Origin of the sequence: Pseudomonas syringae group sp. J248-6, assembly GCF_032586995.1 — a bacterium.
Lineage (GTDB): Bacteria > Pseudomonadota > Gammaproteobacteria > Pseudomonadales > Pseudomonadaceae > Aquipseudomonas > Aquipseudomonas amygdali.
In genome coordinates this window covers 23,146-39,236 of the sequence record NZ_JAWHOP010000036.1, presented here as the reverse complement: position 1 = coordinate 39,236, position 16,091 = coordinate 23,146, and the positions used below count along the sequence as shown (strand labels likewise).

Below are 16,091 nucleotides of genomic sequence, written 5' to 3'. Positions count from 1 at the left end.
CCCGTAAAGTACAGGGCTCAGGCGGCAAGCTAAAACCGTCCAACTTTTGGGGGGCAGTTCACCAGCGTGGGAATGCCGTTCATGACGCTCCGCGTCATCGGTCTGGGCCTTCACACCGATAAATGCAGCATCCGGTCGCCCTGTACATTTTCACCCGGTCTGCGTTTGTTGACTGCCAGCTCGCCAATCTTGATCAAACGCGTACGCGTGACGTTGCGGGTCAGGCCCAGCAGGCTGGCGGTGTGTACCTGGTTGTGGTGGCAGTAGCGATACGCGGTCCTGAGCAGCGTGTCTTCGACCTTCTCGTGCAAGGCTCCCGCCTGTTCTTCAAACAGCTTTTGAAACGCCCGATTGAGTAACTGCTCGGCTGATTCGTCAACCGGATTCTGCTCGTCCTGACGCTCGATTCTCAGGTTCGACAGGCGCAGGTCATCACGCTGAATCACGCCTTCGCGGCACACCAGCAAGGTGTGATGAATAACGTTTTCCAGCTCGCGAATATTGCCCGGCCAGCTGTAGGTCTTGAGCTTGTGCTCGGCTTCGGCGCTGATGCGCACCGGGCCATGGCGCAGACGCTGGCTGTAGACCTCGATGAAATGCCGGGCCAGCGGCAGGATGTCGCCGGGCCGCTCGCGCAGCGGGCTCAATTCCAGATTGACCACGTCCAGCCGGTAGTAAAGGTCCTCGCGAAAATGCCCGGCATTGATGGCCTTTTCCAGTTGTACGTTGGTGGCTGCGAGCACCCGCACGTCAATCGGCACGCTCTTGCGCGAGCCCAGGCGGACCACTTCACGCTCCTGAAGCACACGCAACAGCTTGACCTGCAATGTCATGGGCAGGTCGCCGATTTCATCGAGAAACAGCGTGCCGCCGTTGGCCTCTTCGAACCAGCCGGCTTTGGCACTGATCGCACCGGTGAAGGCGCCTTTCTCGTGGCCGAACAACTCGGCCTCGATCAGGTTCTCGGAGAATGCTCCGCAGTTGACCGCCACGAACGGTTTGTCGCGACGGGCACTCAGTTCGTGGACGTGCCGTGCAACCAGTTCCTTGCCAGTGCCGGTTTCACCAATGATCAGTACGCTGGCATCGCTGGGCGCCACCTGACGCACGTGAGCGAGCAGATCCTTGGACTTGGGGTCTTCGAACACCTGCGCAGTGGCTCTGATCGAGGTCGCCAGCGCAGGCGAGTGCGGTAAGGTCAGCAGTTGTCCTGACATCACTTGGCCTGCGGGGGCAGATCGTTGGCGATCATTTCGCCGAACGGGCCCGTCAGGTTGGTGATGCCGCGCCCGGCGAGGCTGGCGTAAGGCTCTGGCAGCAGCGGGAAGACCAGTTCGGCAAAGCGGTACGCTTCTTCCAGGTGCGGGTAGCCCGAGAAAATGAAGCTCTCGATGCCCAGGTCTGCGTATTCCTTGATGCGTGCCGCGACTTCCTGCGGGTTGCCAACCAGTGCCGTGCCAGCACCGCCCCGAACCAGGCCCACACCCGCCCACAGGTTGGGCGCGATTTCCAGGTTGTCGCGGCGTCCATCATGCAGCGCAGCCATACGGCGTTGCCCCTCGGAATCAAAGCGTGAGAAAGACTTTTGGGCCGCAGCGATGGTTTCGTCGCTGATGTGCTCGATCAGCGTGCTGGCGGCTTTCCAGGCTTCTTCACTGGTTTCGCGCACGATGACGTGCAAGCGAATGCCGAACTTTACGGTACGACCCTTGCGGGCTGCCCGTTCACGCACATCGGCCAGCTTTTGGGCCACAGCTGCCGGAGGTTCGCCCCAAGTGAGGTAAACGTCTACCTGATCGGCCGCAAGGTCATGCGCGGCATCGGAAGAGCCACCAAAGTACAGCGGCGGATAGGGCTTCTGAATCGGTGGATAGAGCGCCTTGGCGTTCTGCACGCGCAGGTGCTTGCCTTCGAAGTCGACTGCTTCGCCCTGTAATACGCGACGCCAGATCTTCAGGAATTCGTCGGTGACTTCATAGCGTTCGCTATGATCGAGGAAGCTGCCATCGCCACGGTTTTCGTCCGGGTCGCCACCGGTCACCACGTTGATCAGCAGTCGGCCGCCGGATAAACGATCCAGCGTAGCCGCCATGCGTGCCGAGACGGTAGGGGAGATGATGCCCGGACGGATTGCCACCAGATACTTCAGACGCTCGGTCAATGGCACCAGTGCCGAGGCGATGACCCACGAGTCTTCGCAAGAGCGACCGGTCGGAATCAATACCCCGTAGTAGCCCAGGTCATCGGCGGCCTGTGCCACCTGTTTCAGGTAATTGAGGGTGACGGGACGTGCGCCCTTTGTCGTGCCCAGATAATGGCCGTCGCCGTGAGTCGGAAGAAACCAGAAAACGTTCATGACAAATCCTTGGGAGTGATCAGCTGAGTGAAAGCTGACGGGACCAACTGTTGGTTTGCAGACAGTTCACCAACAGCGTTCGAGGTGGGGCCATTTATAGAACGTCTGATTTATTCCGCAAAAGAACGTTAAACCATATTTTTAGATCTTAAACGCATATGTAACTTGAAAATTCCTGTTCCTTTTTGCACGAACCCTTCTAGTACAAGGCTTTGACGGCTGCAGGCATCCCTTTAATACAGCTCGCATCAAGAGCCAAAACGTTGACAGCCAGATTGCCGGGATGAAAAACGCTTTGCGCCTGCGCGGGTTTTCCGGCGCTCGTCTGGCTGGCGAAACTTTTCTTCGACCGGTCCAGTCACTTTTTCAGGACTAACAGGAGTCAGACCATGGCAAGGGCAATCTGGAAGGGCGCAATCAGCTTCGGGCTGGTGCATATACCGGTCGCACTGGTGTCGGCGACAACGTCAACCAGTGTCGACTTCGACTGGCTCGACAAGCGCAGCATGGACCCGGTCGGCTACAAGCGAATCAACAAGGTCACCGGCAAGGAGGTCACCAGCGAAAATATCGTCAAGGGCGTGGAGTACGAAAAGGATCGTTATGTCGTACTCAGCGAAGAGGAAATTCGCTCCGCGCACCCCAAATCAACGCAGACCATCGACATATTCGCCTTTGTCGACAGCCAGCAGATTCCTTTGCAAAACATCGACACGCCTTATTTTCTGACCCCGGATAAACGCGGCGAAAAAGTCTATGCGCTGCTGCGCGAAACCCTTGTCGACACTAAAAAGGTGGCGCTGGCCAATGTCGTGCTGCATACCCGCGAACACTTGGCGGCGGTCATGCCGCTGGAGTCGGCGCTGGTCATGGTGATCCTGCGCTGGCCTGCCGACGTGCGTGAGCTGGACACACTGGAACTGAGCGACGCAGTGACGGACGCACAGTTGAACAAGAGCGAACGCGACATGGCCAAGCGTCTGGTCAAGGACATGAGCGCCGACTGGCAGCCTGAGCAGTACCGCGACACTTTTCAGGACAAGATCATGCACTTGGTCAAAACCAAGGCAGACGAAGGCGAGATCGAGGATGTCGAGACGGATCCGGCCGAGGAAGAGCGCAAAAGTGCTGACGTCATTGACCTCACCGACTTGCTGCGACGCAGCCTGGCGGGCAAGGGTGGCGCCAGTAAAGGCAAAGCGAGCAAGCCCGCAGCAAAAGAAAAACCTGCTGATAAGGCCGCAGCCAAGCCCAAGCGGCCCGCCGCCCGCAAGAAAACCAGCAAAGCCTCTTGAGCCAGACGGAGACACCGGACATGGCCAAGCCCGCCAGTGAATACACGCGCAAGCGCAATTTCGCCATCACCTCCGAGCCTGCCGAAAGCAAACGCAAAGGCAAGTCTTCGTCCAAGGCCAAGGCGCTGGGTTTCGTGATTCAGAAGCATGACGCACGTAACCTGCACTATGACTTTCGACTGGAGCTGGAGGGCACGCTCAAGAGCTGGGCGGTACCCAAAGGACCGAGTCTGGACCCGAAGCAAAAACGTCTGGCAGTGCATGTTGAAGACCATCCGCTGGACTATGCCGATTTTGAGGGCAGCATCCCGAAAGGGCAGTACGGCGGCGGTGATGTAATCGTTTGGGACCGTGGTGTCTGGCAGCCGCACGGTGATCCGCAAAAAACCTATGAGGAAGGCAAACTCAAATTTACCCTGGTCGGCGAGAAGCTCAGCGGCGACTGGGCGCTGGTGCGCACGCGGCTCACGGGCAGCGGCAGCAAGGAGCAATGGCTGCTGATCAAAGAGAAGGACGCCATTGCGCGACCTGCCGCCGAATATGACATCACTCTGGAGCAGCCGCAGAGCGTGATCAGCGGCGCGCACGTAGGGGCAGGGCGTGCAGCGCCAGCGAAGCCAAAGGCCAGCGCCGCAAACGAAAAAGCCAAAGCCGGTGCGGCGAAGCCTGCGCGCAAACCCGCGCAAAAGAAGTCGAAAACGGTTTTCCCGGAAACCCTTTCGCCGCAACTGGCCACGCTGGTGGATGCACCGCCAGCGGGTGACTGGCTGTATGAGATCAAGTTCGATGGCTATCGCATTCTGACCCGCATTCAGGGCGACGAAGTGCGCCTGTTCACCCGTAACGGCCACGACTGGACCGAACGGCTGCCCGAACTGGTCAAGGCGCTCAAGGGCCTGAAATTGCAAAACAGTTGGTTCGACGGCGAAGTGGTGGTCCTCGACGAGCAAGGGCTGCCCGACTTTCAGGGTTTGCAGAATGCCTTTGACGCAGGAAACAGCAAAAACATCCTGTATTACCTGTTCGACATGCCGTTCCTGAGCGCGGAGGATCTGCGGGAAGTACCCCTTGAGCAGCGCCGCGACGCCTTGAAACAAGTGCTCGGTGCCCAGCGCAGTCGCTTGCTGCGTTATTCGGATGCGTTTCAGGCCGGGCATCAGGATATTGTGGAAAGCGCTGCGGCAATGGGCTTGGAAGGGGTCATCGGCAAGCGGGCCGGCAGTGTTTATACCGGCAAGCGCAATGCCGACTGGATCAAACTCAAATGCCGGTTGCGTCAGGAACTGGTGATCGTCGGGTACACCGCCCCGCAAGGCAGCCGCTCCGCCTTCGGGGCCTTGTTGCTGGCGGTCAATGAGGGCGATAAAGGGCTGGTCTATGCCGGGCGGGTGGGCACTGGCTTCAGTGAGGTGACGCTTGAACAGCTTTATCAACAACTCAAACCGCTGCAGCGCAAGGATTCACCGCTGGCGAAAAAACTGACCTCGGCTCAGGCCCGGGGCGTGCAGTGGGTAGAGCCGCAACTGGTCTGTGAGGCGGAGTTCGCCCAGTGGACCCGCGAAGGCATTGTGCGACAAGCCGCATTTGTTGGGTTGCGCAGTGACAAGCCTGCCAGTGAAGTGGTGCGCGAAGACGCTCAGCCCGCCAGGGTTGCCAGCCAGACCCGAACGCAATCGACATCGGCAGCGCCGCGTTCAGGCAAGAAAACCGCTGCCGGCAAAGGCAAAGTGGACGTGGCGGGCACCGGCATCAGCCATCCGGATCGGGTGATCGACAGCAAGACCGGCACCAGCAAGGTCGAGCTTGCGCAGTTCTACGCGTCTATTGCCGAATGGATTCTGCCGTATCTGAACAAGCGTCCTGTGGCATTGTTGCGTTGCCCGGAAGGCATCGACGGCGAGCAGTTCTTCCAAAAGCACGCCGAGCATCTTGCGATTCCACACATCAAACAGCTGGATCGTGCTCTGGACCCCGGGCATGCCGCGCTGATGGAGATCGATTCATTGCAGGCGCTGGTCGGTGCCGCGCAAATGGGGGCCATCGAGTTGCACACCTGGGGCGCTACGCGTGACAGGATCGAAACGCCGGATCATTTTGTACTGGACCTTGATCCCGACCCGGCGCTGCCCTGGCGCAGCATGATCGAAGCCACGCAAATGGTGCTCGCCGTGCTGGAGGAACTTGGGCTGGAAGCTTTTCTCAAGACCAGCGGCGGCAAGGGCATGCACATCATCGTGCCATTGGCGCGGCAGGCTGACTGGGACACGGTTAAAGCCTTCGCCAAGGCTATCGCCGAATTCGTTAGCCGTCAGTTGCCCGAACGCTTCACCGCGACCATGGGGCCGAAAAACCGGGTAGGGAAAATTTTCATTGATTACCTGCGCAACAGCCGTGGCGGCAGCACCGTGACTGCGTATTCGGTGCGCGCCCGGCCAGGTTTGCCGGTCTCGGTGCCGATTGCTCTGGATGAACTGGCAGGCCTGAAATCCTCGGCGCAGTGGGACATCACCAACCTTGAGCAGCGTTTAAAGAAACTCAAGGCCGACCCGTGGGCAGGCTACAGCAACCGCCGCAAAATCACGCAGAAGATGTGGAAGCAGTTGGGGGTGAAACGGCCCTGACACACCCTGTTTCTTTGGTTGTATGGCCGACATGCCAGGCATGTCGGCCTCAGGCTTGAGGGTCAGAGTATCCGGTACAGCAATCGCTCGACCCGCACACGGCTGACTCGCTTGAGGAATTTGCGTACCCCTTCGGGATAATTGGCCAGTGTGTCGAGTTCGTCGTACTGGTTGACGCGTTGGGTGTTGCGCATCAAATGGGCGATTTCCGCCTCGCGCGTTTCGCTCCACTGGCCCTGCGGATCATCGATCAGCAAGGCGTTTTCCAAATCAAGATTGAAGGCGCGAGGGTTCAGGTTGTTGCCTGTCAGCAGTGTATAGCGCTGATCGACCCAGATGCCTTTGAGGTGGAACGTATTATCGCCGTGTTTCCACAGGTGCACGTTGAGGCGGTTCTGCGCGATTGCCTTCTGATGCTTGTGGGCAAAGCGTCGCAGGCTGATTTCATACAGATAGGGCAGGGCCGAGATCACCTTGAACGGCTCGTCCGGGTCGATGAAGAAGTCGTTGGCGGTTTTGTCACCAATGATGATATCGACCTGCACACCGCGCTTGAGCGCCCGATTGATTTCGCGGGTGACCGCCACCGGCAGGTTGAAATACGGCGTGCAGATGGTCAGCTGGATCTTGCTCGAGGCGATCAGGTCGCAGATGGCACGATTCAGATTGTTACGCGGCCCGACGCCCAGCAGCGGAATCACCCGCAGCTCGCCGTTTTCCTTTTCGCCTGCTGAAGTGTCGTACGCAGCGCGTTTCAGATCCGCACGAAAAGCGCGAATCTCGCTGCGAATGCTGCGCGAGCCAGGTGGCGATTGCAGGTCGAGGCGGTGCACCGCCGGTGAAGGTAGTATTTCGCGCTGCACCAGGTTCTGGAAAGCGTCGGCCAGTGGCGCACTTTCGATCAGGTGGTAACGGTCCAGACGGTATTTGTCGAGCTTGTGCAGGTAGACGTTGTTGATGCTTGCGCCACTGTAGATCACACAATCGTCGATCACGCTGCCCTTGAGGTGCAGCACGCCGAACAGCTCGCGGGTTTGCACCGGCACGCCGTAGATCGGCACTTCTTCATCGTATTCAAGGTTCTGCGCCTGATACCAGGTCGAGTTGCCCGGTTGCCGTCCGGCACCGATCAGGCCCCGCTGCGCGCGGAACCAGTCAACCAGCACCACGACATCCAGCTCGGGCCGCGCAGCTTTGGCGGCGTACAGTGCGTCGAGGATCTCCTGACCGGCCTCATCCTGTTGCAGGTACAACGCGATGATATAGATGCGCCGGGTGGCCGAAGCGATCCTTTCCAGCAGACAGCGCCGATAGTCGGCGGCAGAAGGAACAATGGAGATTGCATCGCTCGGCAAGGCAAAACCACGAAGTGCTGCCAGTGTCGAGCGTCGGAAAGTGGACTGCATAGGCCTCTCGATGGGAAAACCAATAGCGCTTGAGCTTACACGAGAGTCGCACTCAGGTGGCTGTCCCCGAGCTGTTTCAAAGCATTGCTGTGTGAGGCGAAGCGATGAGCGTTGGTTATGTGACGCCCTGCACGCAAATTAATGATAAGCATTCCCAGTAACATATGGTAGCATTTCGCATCCACTGGGTCGGTCATCTCCAGGAAGGTTTCTTCCGATCTCGCTCATCTCGTCAGCAGGACCTTTTCATGCACACCCCATCGATCCCGATGCGCCTCACGTTGCTCGCATTTTGCTGTTCCATTGGTTCTCCGGCCTGGGCCGCTACTGCTGCCGCCAGTCAGCAGGAAGGCCCGATGGTTCTCGGAGAGACCGATATCAGTGCCGACAAGGCCGACCCGCACGCGCTACCGCCCGTGTACGCAGGAGGGCAAGTGGCTCGCGGCGGGCAGTTGGGTGTTCTGGGCAATGCCGACGTCATGGACGTGCCGTTCACCATGACCAGCTACACCGAACAATTGATCGAGGACCAGCAGGCTGAAGACATCGGCGATGTGCTGCTCAATGATGCATCGGTTCGCCAGTCAAGCGGCTATGCCAACGCCTCGAAGATCTTCGTCATTCGTGGCCTCAAACTGACCACCGATGATATTTCCTACAACGGCCTTTACGGCGTGCTGCCACGCCAGATCATCTCCACCGATGCGCTGGAACGGGTTGAGGTTTTCAAAGGCCCCAATGCCTTCATCAACGGCGTAACACCGACCGGCTCCGGTATTGGCGGCGGCGTAAACCTGCAACCCAAGCGCGCTCAGGACACGCCGACACGGCGTTTTACCACCGACATCAGCAGCGACGGTCGGGTCGGCGAGCACCTGGACCTCGGCCAGCGCTTTGGCGAAGGCAATCGATTCGGCGCACGCCTCAACCTGTCTCAGCGCGAAGGCGAGACCGGCGTTGAAGACGAAGAGCATCGCAGCAAGCTGTTCGCGCTGGGGCTTGATTATCAGGGTGACAACTTCCGTCTTTCCGGCGATTTTGCCTACCAGAAGCAGCGCATCAATCAGAATCGCAACATGGTGTTCGTTGGCAGTGGCCTGACCCGTGTGCCGCATGCACCGGATGCCGACACCAATTACGCGCCGAACTGGACCTGGACCGAAACCGAAGACACCTTCGGCATGAGCCGGGCCGAATATGACCTCAACGATGACTGGACGCTGTACGCCGCAGCCGGTGCCAAGCACACCCGTGAAAACGGTATCTATGGCTCGCCGACTATCAATGACGCCGCAGGCAACATCACGGCGTCACCGTCTTCCATTCCGCATGACGAAGACAACAAGACAGCCATGGCCGGCATCAACGGCAAGCTGCAGACCGGCGCGGTCAGTCACAAGGTCAACTTCGGTCTGTCCGGCATCTGGACCGAGCAGCGCAGTGCCTACCTGTTCGGCAGTCCGGCTGGCAGCAACCTGTACAACCCAGTGGAAACAACACGTCCTGCGCCGGACAGCTTCTCGGGTGGCGATCTCAGTGATCCCGGTATCGTCGGCAAGAGCCGTATGCGCAGCGTAGCGTTCTCCGACACGCTGGGCTTTTTCGATGATCGCCTGCTGCTGACCGCAGGCCTGCGTCGCCAGCAACTGCGCGTCCAGGGCTACGACTATGGCAGCGGCCCGCGCAACGCACTGTATGACGAGGCAATCACCACGCCGGTCTACGGGCTGGTGTTCAAGCCTTGGCGCTATGTGTCGTTCTATGCAAACCGCATCGAAGGTCTGGCCCAGGGCCCGACCGCGCCGAGCACCGTGACGATCAACCCCGGGGAGGTGTTCGCGCCGGCGCGTTCAAAACAGATTGAAGCGGGCGTGAAGCTGGACATGGGTACCTTCGGTGCAAGCCTGGGTGTATACCGCATCGAACAACCGACTGATGGCTACCAGATTCAGGATGGCAGCGGAACGCGCTACGTCCGTGATGGCGAGCAGCGCAACCGTGGCGTGGAAATGAACGTGTTCGGCGAGCCTGTCAGCGGCCTGCGTCTGCTGGCCGGTCTGACCCTGATGGACACCGAGGTGAGCGGCACGTCGGGTGGCAGCAACGATGGCAACAGGGCCATTGGTGTGCCGACCTTTCAGTTCAATGCGGGGGCCGACTGGGATGTGCCAGGCATCACAGGCGCAGCCATCAATGCGCGCATGCTGCGTACCGGTGGGCAATATGTCGACGCTGCCAACAACCTGAGCATTCCGACCTGGAACCGTTTCGATCTGGGCGCGCGCTATACCTTCAACGTTGCGCAAAAGGACGTCACGCTGCGTGCCAACGTCGAAAACCTGATGAACAAGGATTATTGGGCATCGGCCAATGGAGGTTATCTGACTCAAGGCGAGCCACGCACCTTGAAGCTGTCCGGCACCATAGATTTCTGATCAATCGGCGCTGGCCGCATCGCAGGATGCGGCCAGCCAGTCGATCAGTAGCCGTTACGCTTCAGAATCGTCTCGATGCTCTCTTTCGCTGGCCGTCCGTAGAACTTCAACAGTTCGGCGGTGCGGTTGGTGAAGAAACCGTCAACCCCGTCATTGCTGATCCGCTTGAAGTCCTCTGCGTCGTCCACCGTGTAAGGGTGGATCACCATGCCTTTCTCGTGGGTCAGGTTGTTCATCCAGGGTTTGACCAGGTCCATATAGCTCTGATCGCCACCCTTGGCCAGTTGCGAAGAAGGGCCGGTGCCGATCGCACCATGAGCCTTGGCCCAGTCAATCCACTTCTGGAATTCCTCCGGAGACTTGACCTCCTGCGCTGCGTAGTAGCTGGCCTTGTCCTTGGCCCCCGAGTCTTTGAACGCGACGCTGGATTTAGGCTCTATCGAGCCTTCGCCAATCCATAGCAGCATGACCTTGGGCACTTTCGGCATTTCTTTTTGCAGCAGCTCCAGGCTCTGCTTCTCGAACGTCTGCAATACCACGCGCCCCGGCATGTGCGCGACGTTCACATGACCAGCCGCTGCGGCCGGACGCTGAGCCAGCCAGCCACGTTTGGTCAGCACCTTTTTAAGGTCGGCTTCGACACCGGGAAACTTGTTCGGCACCTTGGTCTCGATGTACAGCCCAGGCTTGTTCGCGCCGCCTTCGGCGATGTCGATGACCTCATCCAGCGTCAGGATCTGCAATCCGCTGTAGCTCGCGCGCGCCCGGTCGGGGTAAGCCTTGTTGAACCATGAGCCGGCGTCCAGTTGCTTGAGCTCCGCCAGGGTGAAGGTGCTGACCGGGTCCTTGACCCGTGTCGGGAACACTTCGGCAATGTTGGTCGTACGTTCCAGTACGTCATCGTGGAGTGCTATCAGCACGCCATCTTTGGTGCGCTGGATGTCCATCTCCAGATAGTCCGCACCCAGGTCGCGTGCCAGGGTATAGGCCGGAATGGTCTCTTCCGGAGCGTCGAACGAAGCTCCGCGATGGGCGATTACGGCTGGCCAGGGCAGACCGTATTTTTCGCTCAGCACCTTGCCCGGTGCATCCGCCGCCGCTGCCATACCGGATGACAGCATCAGGCCCGACATGACCGCTGCGGCCAGGAAGGTCTTTTTCAACAGGGTTGTGGTCGACAGAGTGGCGGAAAATCCTTGCATGGGCGGTTGGTTCCTTATGGTTGGAAGGTGTTCGACTGCACCAGCCAATACCGTTACTGGTCACAGCGTTGCACGCAACGATAGCGCACTATCGCGTTGGCGAGGTTGCTTGTAACGCAGTCTGTCCGGCAAATGCGTCCACTTCATGAACACCTGGTGTTATTGCGAAAGGTTTTTTCAACGAGCGCCATTGTCTGTGCAATTGGCTCTGCACAAGCGCACGAAGTCGCGTTACTGTCAGCGTTTTGCTGACCGAACGGGAGTGCGCATGACAACGGTATTGGTGCTGGTGGAAAATCTGGACATGTATTTGCCGATTCTGGAAAGCAGCGGTTATCAGTTGATTCGTGCGCCGACGGCCGAACTGCGCGCCGAGGCAATTGCTGCACACGGGAAGAGCATCAGCGCCGTGATGACGCGTGGGCCACTGGGTTTTTTCGCCGAGGAAATGGATGCACTGCCGAACCTGCGCATCATTTGCGTGAGCGGTGCCGGCTACGAGAAGGTTGATTTGCCCGCCGCGCAGGCACGCGGCATCACCGTGACCAATGGTGCAGGCGTCAACGCCGCCACAGTGGCTGACCATACGCTGGCGCTGTTGCTGTCGCTGGTACGCGACATCCCGCAGGCCGATGCGTCGGTACGCCGTAGCGAATGGCGCAAGGTGGTTCGACCGTCGCTGGCAGGCAAGCGCCTGGGAATCGTCGGACTGGGAGCGGTTGGGCTGGCGATTGCCAGGCGTGCAGCCGCGTTCGACATCGCCATCGGCTATCACAATCGCAAACCGCGCACCGACTGCGATTACACCTGGCACGCCACCGCACAGGCACTGGCTGCGGCGTCGGATTTCCTGATCATTGCCACACCCGGTGGCAGTGGCACGCAGCACCTGATCGATGCCGGTGTGCTTGAAGCGCTGGGCCCTGACGGCTTTCTGGTCAACATTGCGCGTGCCAGTGTGGTGGATACCCATGCGCTGGTCAGTGCACTTCAGAACGAGCAGATTGCCGGGGCTGCGCTGGATGTGTTCGACGATGAGCCCGCTGTGCCGGACGTACTCAAAACGCTGGGCAATGTTGTGCTTACGCCCCATGTCGCAGGCCTGTCGCCCGAGGCTTCCAGAGACAGTGTGCAAATGGTCAACGATAACCTGCTGGCGTTCTTTTCCGGGCAGCCGGTGCTGACGCCGGTAACTGGCTGAAGAAACGTGCAGCGCTGCACGCCAGGCATTGCTGCAATGCCCATTCTGCTGGTTTTGCTGCCTGTTTATAGTCCGCCCGGGTTATACGAAAATCGAACAGGGGGCAGGGCATGGGCACAATCAATAACGTACGCAACACTTTGCAGATCGGGCTGGTGGGCGATTTCAACGCCGATGTGCCAGCCCATCAGGCCATTCCCCTGGCGTTGGCGATGGCGGCTGAGACCGTTCACGTGCCGGTCAGTTTTGAATGGCTACCGACGCCACAGATCGGCAGCGGTGCACGGCTTGGCGAATTCGGTGGGCTGTGGTGTGTACCGGCCAGCCCGTACCTGGACATGCAGGGCGCGTTGACGGCCATCCGTTTCGCACGCGAGCGTCTCATACCGTTTCTGGGGACGTGCGGCGGCTTTCAGCACGCACTGGTGGAGTACGCCCGCAATCAACTGGGCTGGGCAGACGCCGAGCACGGCGAAACTGCGCCGCAGGCGGCAAACGTCATCATCGAACCATTGAGCTGCTCGCTGGTTGAATCCGTGGCGGCGATTCACCTGCAACCCGACACTTTGATTGCCCAAGCCTACGGCACGCTGAATATCGAGGAGCGTTATCACTGCCGCTACGGTCTGCGTCGTGAGCTTGAGCCAGCGCTGTTCGGCGATGCATTGAAAGTCAGCGGCCGCGGCCCTGAAGGCGAAGTGCGCAGTATCGAATTGCAGGGCCACCCGTTCTTCGTCGCCACACTGTTCCAGCCGGAGCGGGCTGCGTTACAGGGCAAGGTATCTCCTGTGGTTGCTGCGTTCGTCCGCGCGTGCAGCCAGGCCGCGCAGAGGAATCGATCATGATGGCAGCGCGCTTTCCCACACCCTACTTTGCGGTGGTGTTCACCTCACTGCGTACGCCTGACGAGGGTCAGGCGTACGCAGACGCGGCGCAGCGGATGGTAGAACTGGCCAGGCAGCAGCCCGGCTTTCTGGGCGTGGAATCGTCTCGCGACGAACACGGACTGGGCATCACCGTGTCCTACTGGAGCGACGAAACCGCGATTCTGGCCTGGAAACAGCAGGCCGATCACGCCCAGGTCCGCGAACAGGGACGCGCGCGCTGGTATCAGGCGTTCACCACGCGAATCTGCAAGGTCGAGCGTGACTACTCGTTCAATGGCTGACGATCAGGGCATTACCGGTGGCGTATAGACCAGCGTAGTGCCCAATGCCCAGAGCAGAAACAGCACCAGCGGCGTGTGGACCAGCAACTGCACGAACGAGAAACCGATCAGGTCACGCGCCTTGAGGCCCAGTACGCCCAGCAGCGGCAGCATGTAGAACGGATTGATCAGGTTGGGCAGCGCTTCGGCTGCATTGTAGATCTGTACCGCCCAACCGAGGTGATACTGCAGGTCGTTGGCGACTTGCATCACGTAAGGCGCTTCAATGATCCACTTGCCGCCGCCCGACGGAATGAAAAAGCCCAGAATGGCCGAATAGACGCCCATCAGAATCGCGTAGGTATCGTGCGAGGCAATGCTGGTAAAGAATGTCGAGATGTAGTGCGCCAGGGTCTGCGCATCAGCGCCTTTGACTGTGGTCAGTAACGCAGCGATCGAGCCGTAAAGCGGGAATTGAATCAACACGCCGGTGGTGGTGGGCACGGCCCGCGCTACGGCATCGAGAAAGCTGCGTGGTCGCCAGTGCAGCAACGCACCAAGCATGATGAACAGAAAATTGTAGGTATTGAGCCCGGAGATTGCGGTGATCGCCGGTTTGCTCGAAAACTCGCTGAACAGCCAGCCGACCCCCAGCAGCACCATCAGGATGATCAACAGCGGGCTGTATTCCAGCCATTCGCCGGGCCGTGTGCGAGGTGCCAGTGGCGGCAGGCTGAATGCCGGGTCGACACCGCAGGCTTTGGCGTCCCGGGCGCTGTTCGGGCCAGGTGCGGTGGCATAGGCCACGATCAACGATATGACTACCAGCACGGCGAGCATGACCCCGGATTGCCAGAGAAAGATGGTTTCAGTGAAAGGGATCACGCCGGTTATCGCCAGGATCGAAGGCGGCAGACTGGCCGGATTGGCCTGCAACTGTGCAGCCGAAGAAGACAGCCCCAGCGCCCAGACTGCGCCCAGCCCCAGATACGCGGCAGCACCGGCCGCGCGATAATCCATGCGCAGGTCGGTACGGCGGGCGAGGGCGCGCACCAGCAGGCCGCCGAATACCAGTGACAGCCCCCAGTTGAGCAGCGAAGCCAGCATGGAAATCAGCGCCACCCATGCCACTGCCGAACGACCGTTACGCGGCACCAGGGCCAAGCGGTCGATCAGGCGCACCGCGGGCGGCGAACTGGCCACGACGTAACCGCCGATGACCACGAAGGCCATTTGCATGGTGAACGGAATCAGGCTCCAGAACCCGTCACCGAACGCTTTGGCAGCCTCGGCCGGACGTGCGCCAATGGCCAGTGTTGCCAGTGTGACGATGACCACCGCCAGCGCGGCAAATACCCATGAATCGGGAAACCAGCGTTCAGCCCATGCGGCGCAGCGCAAGGCGAATCGGGCAGAGCGGCTTTCTTCTATGTTGGCGTTGGCGGCCATTGGGGGCACCTCTTTTTGTAATTATTATCGGGGAGTTACTTGAACAGCCGACTATTGCGGACGCAGAGCGTCCAGAACGACAAATCCTGTGAGAGCGCAGAGGCCAGTACAGTCCCTGGATATCGAGTGTTTGAACCAACGTCTTCGTGAGCAAGTTCACTCCCACAGCTGTCCGGAATTTGTGGGAGCGGACTTGTCCGCGAACTGCCGGGAACCGGCAGCAAAACGAAATCATAGAATCTCCCACAGAGATGTATCCATCCTGCTCGAAGATGCCCGCGTTCAGAAACTCATCTCGATCACATCATCCGGCACAATCAGCCTGCCCGCGGTTTTTGCCACGATTTCTTCCACGCTGACCCCCGGCGCACGTTCGCGGAGGATGAAGGCACCGTTGTCGATTTCCAGATACGCCAGGTCAGTCAGAACCTTGCGGATGCAGGCCGCGCCGGTCAGTGGCAGGCTGCAGCGGGGCAGCAGTTTGGATTCGCCATCCTTCGAGGCATGGGTCATGGTCACGATGATGTTGTCGGCACCTGCCACCAGGTCCATCGCGCCGCCCATACCTTTTACCAGCTTGCCGGGAATCATCCACGACGCGATATTGCCCTCGACATCCACCTCGAAAGCGCCGAGCACAGTCAGGTCTACATGACCGCCGCGGATCATGGCGAAGGATTCGGCCGACGAGAAAATCGACGCGCCGATACGCGCCGTAACCGTCTGTTTGCCGGCATTGATCATGTCAGCGTCTATGGTGTCTTCGGTCGGAAATGCGTCCATGCCCAGCAGACCGTTTTCCGACTGCAACATGACGTCGATGTCGTCCGGTACATAGTTGGCCACCAGGGTCGGAATGCCAATGCCCAGGTTCACGTAATAACCGTCCTTGAGTTCACGGGCGACGCGTTGAGCCATTTGTTCGCGAGAAAGTGCCATGGTCTGAAATCTCTTTGTTGTTGTATGGCCGAGCTGCTCT

General features: G+C 59.5%; 12 protein-coding genes. 6 read left to right on the top strand and 6 right to left on the bottom strand.

All coding sequences use genetic code 11. From position 1 onward, the window contains the following. Positions 1–110: 110 nt before the first annotated feature. Positions 111–1,217, bottom strand: a complete 1,107-nt coding sequence (locus RYC17_RS26345; protein WP_058401886.1) for a sigma-54 interaction domain-containing protein — start codon at positions 1,215–1,217, stop codon at positions 111–113. Next, positions 1,217–2,356 (bottom strand): FMNH2-dependent alkanesulfonate monooxygenase, encoded by a 1,140-nt coding sequence (ssuD, locus tag RYC17_RS26340; protein ID WP_002554062.1) that lies wholly within the window; start codon positions 2,354–2,356, stop codon positions 1,217–1,219. Before ssuD ends, RYC17_RS26345 begins: the two co-directional genes overlap by 1 nt. A gap of 389 nt (positions 2,357–2,745) precedes the next feature. Between ssuD and RYC17_RS26335 the strand changes: the two genes are divergently transcribed. Beyond that, positions 2,746–3,651, top strand: a complete 906-nt coding sequence (locus RYC17_RS26335) for a Ku protein (RefSeq protein WP_054072713.1) — start codon at positions 2,746–2,748, stop codon at positions 3,649–3,651. A 20-nt stretch (positions 3,652–3,671) separates the two neighbouring features. After that, positions 3,672–6,272, top strand: a complete 2,601-nt coding sequence (ligD, locus tag RYC17_RS26330; protein WP_316904757.1) for a DNA ligase D — start codon at positions 3,672–3,674, stop codon at positions 6,270–6,272. Positions 6,273–6,334: 62 nt separating this feature from the next. Here ligD and pssA read toward each other — a convergent pair whose 3' ends face one another. Further along, positions 6,335–7,678, bottom strand: coding sequence for a CDP-diacylglycerol--serine O-phosphatidyltransferase (gene pssA / locus RYC17_RS26325; RefSeq protein WP_005734318.1), 1,344 nt, complete (start codon positions 7,676–7,678; stop codon positions 6,335–6,337). Positions 7,679–7,926: 248 nt separating this feature from the next. Between pssA and RYC17_RS26320 the strand changes: the two genes are divergently transcribed. Then, positions 7,927–10,113 carry a TonB-dependent siderophore receptor gene (locus tag RYC17_RS26320; protein WP_316904756.1) on the top strand — a complete coding sequence of 729 codons (2,187 nt, stop codon included), beginning with the start codon at positions 7,927–7,929 and terminating at the stop codon, positions 10,111–10,113. Between the two features lie 44 nt (positions 10,114–10,157). On the opposite strand, the gene RYC17_RS26315 is transcribed toward RYC17_RS26320, so the two are convergent. Next, positions 10,158–11,315 carry a glycerophosphodiester phosphodiesterase gene (locus RYC17_RS26315; protein ID WP_004656799.1) on the bottom strand — a complete coding sequence of 386 codons (1,158 nt, stop codon included), beginning with the start codon at positions 11,313–11,315 and terminating at the stop codon, positions 10,158–10,160. A gap of 268 nt (positions 11,316–11,583) precedes the next feature. Between RYC17_RS26315 and RYC17_RS26310 the strand changes: the two genes are divergently transcribed. The 3 genes from RYC17_RS26310 (at position 11,584) to RYC17_RS26300 (ending at position 13,684) form a co-directional block, all read left to right on the top strand. Beyond that, a complete protein-coding gene (locus RYC17_RS26310; RefSeq protein ID WP_005744425.1) occupies positions 11,584–12,516 on the top strand; it encodes a 2-hydroxyacid dehydrogenase in 933 nt (310 codons plus the stop codon). Positions 12,517–12,626: 110 nt separating this feature from the next. Beyond that, positions 12,627–13,361, top strand: coding sequence for a CTP synthase (locus RYC17_RS26305; protein ID WP_230016460.1), 735 nt, complete (start codon positions 12,627–12,629; stop codon positions 13,359–13,361). Then, a complete protein-coding gene (locus tag RYC17_RS26300) occupies positions 13,358–13,684 on the top strand; it encodes an antibiotic biosynthesis monooxygenase (protein WP_316904755.1) in 327 nt (108 codons plus the stop codon). Before RYC17_RS26305 ends, RYC17_RS26300 begins: the two co-directional genes overlap by 4 nt. A gap of 3 nt (positions 13,685–13,687) precedes the next feature. Here the strand turns inward: RYC17_RS26300 and RYC17_RS26295 are convergent, their stop codons facing one another. Further along, positions 13,688–15,112 carry a short-chain fatty acid transporter gene (locus tag RYC17_RS26295; RefSeq protein WP_316904754.1) on the bottom strand — a complete coding sequence of 475 codons (1,425 nt, stop codon included), beginning with the start codon at positions 15,110–15,112 and terminating at the stop codon, positions 13,688–13,690. 282 nt (positions 15,113–15,394) lie between these two features. After that, positions 15,395–16,051: a CoA transferase subunit B gene (locus RYC17_RS26290; RefSeq protein ID WP_316904753.1), complete on the bottom strand. Its 657-nt coding sequence runs from the start codon at positions 16,049–16,051 to the stop codon at positions 15,395–15,397. Positions 16,052–16,091 lie beyond the last annotated feature (40 nt).

What these genes read in the sequence shown, in the direction of transcription:
- ligD (WP_316904757.1), top strand. Translation starts at nt 3,672, where the DNA reads ATGGCCAAGCCCGCCAGTGAATACACGCGCAAGCGCAATTTCGCCATC.
- RYC17_RS26305 (WP_230016460.1), top strand. Translation starts at nt 12,627, where the DNA reads ATGGGCACAATCAATAACGTACGCAACACTTTGCAGATCGGGCTGGTG.
- RYC17_RS26320 (WP_316904756.1), top strand. Translation starts at nt 7,927, where the DNA reads ATGCACACCCCATCGATCCCGATGCGCCTCACGTTGCTCGCATTTTGC.
- RYC17_RS26300 (WP_316904755.1), top strand. Translation starts at nt 13,358, where the DNA reads ATGATGGCAGCGCGCTTTCCCACACCCTACTTTGCGGTGGTGTTCACC.
- RYC17_RS26335 (WP_054072713.1), top strand. Translation starts at nt 2,746, where the DNA reads ATGGCAAGGGCAATCTGGAAGGGCGCAATCAGCTTCGGGCTGGTGCAT.
- ssuD (WP_002554062.1), bottom strand. Translation starts at nt 2,356, where the DNA reads ATGAACGTTTTCTGGTTTCTTCCGACTCACGGCGACGGCCATTATCTG.
- RYC17_RS26315 (WP_004656799.1), bottom strand. Translation starts at nt 11,315, where the DNA reads ATGCAAGGATTTTCCGCCACTCTGTCGACCACAACCCTGTTGAAAAAG.
- RYC17_RS26345 (WP_058401886.1), bottom strand. Translation starts at nt 1,217, where the DNA reads ATGTCAGGACAACTGCTGACCTTACCGCACTCGCCTGCGCTGGCGACC.
- RYC17_RS26295 (WP_316904754.1), bottom strand. Translation starts at nt 15,112, where the DNA reads ATGGCCGCCAACGCCAACATAGAAGAAAGCCGCTCTGCCCGATTCGCC.
- RYC17_RS26310 (WP_005744425.1), top strand. Translation starts at nt 11,584, where the DNA reads ATGACAACGGTATTGGTGCTGGTGGAAAATCTGGACATGTATTTGCCG.
- pssA (WP_005734318.1), bottom strand. Translation starts at nt 7,678, where the DNA reads ATGCAGTCCACTTTCCGACGCTCGACACTGGCAGCACTTCGTGGTTTT.
- RYC17_RS26290 (WP_316904753.1), bottom strand. Translation starts at nt 16,051, where the DNA reads ATGGCACTTTCTCGCGAACAAATGGCTCAACGCGTCGCCCGTGAACTC.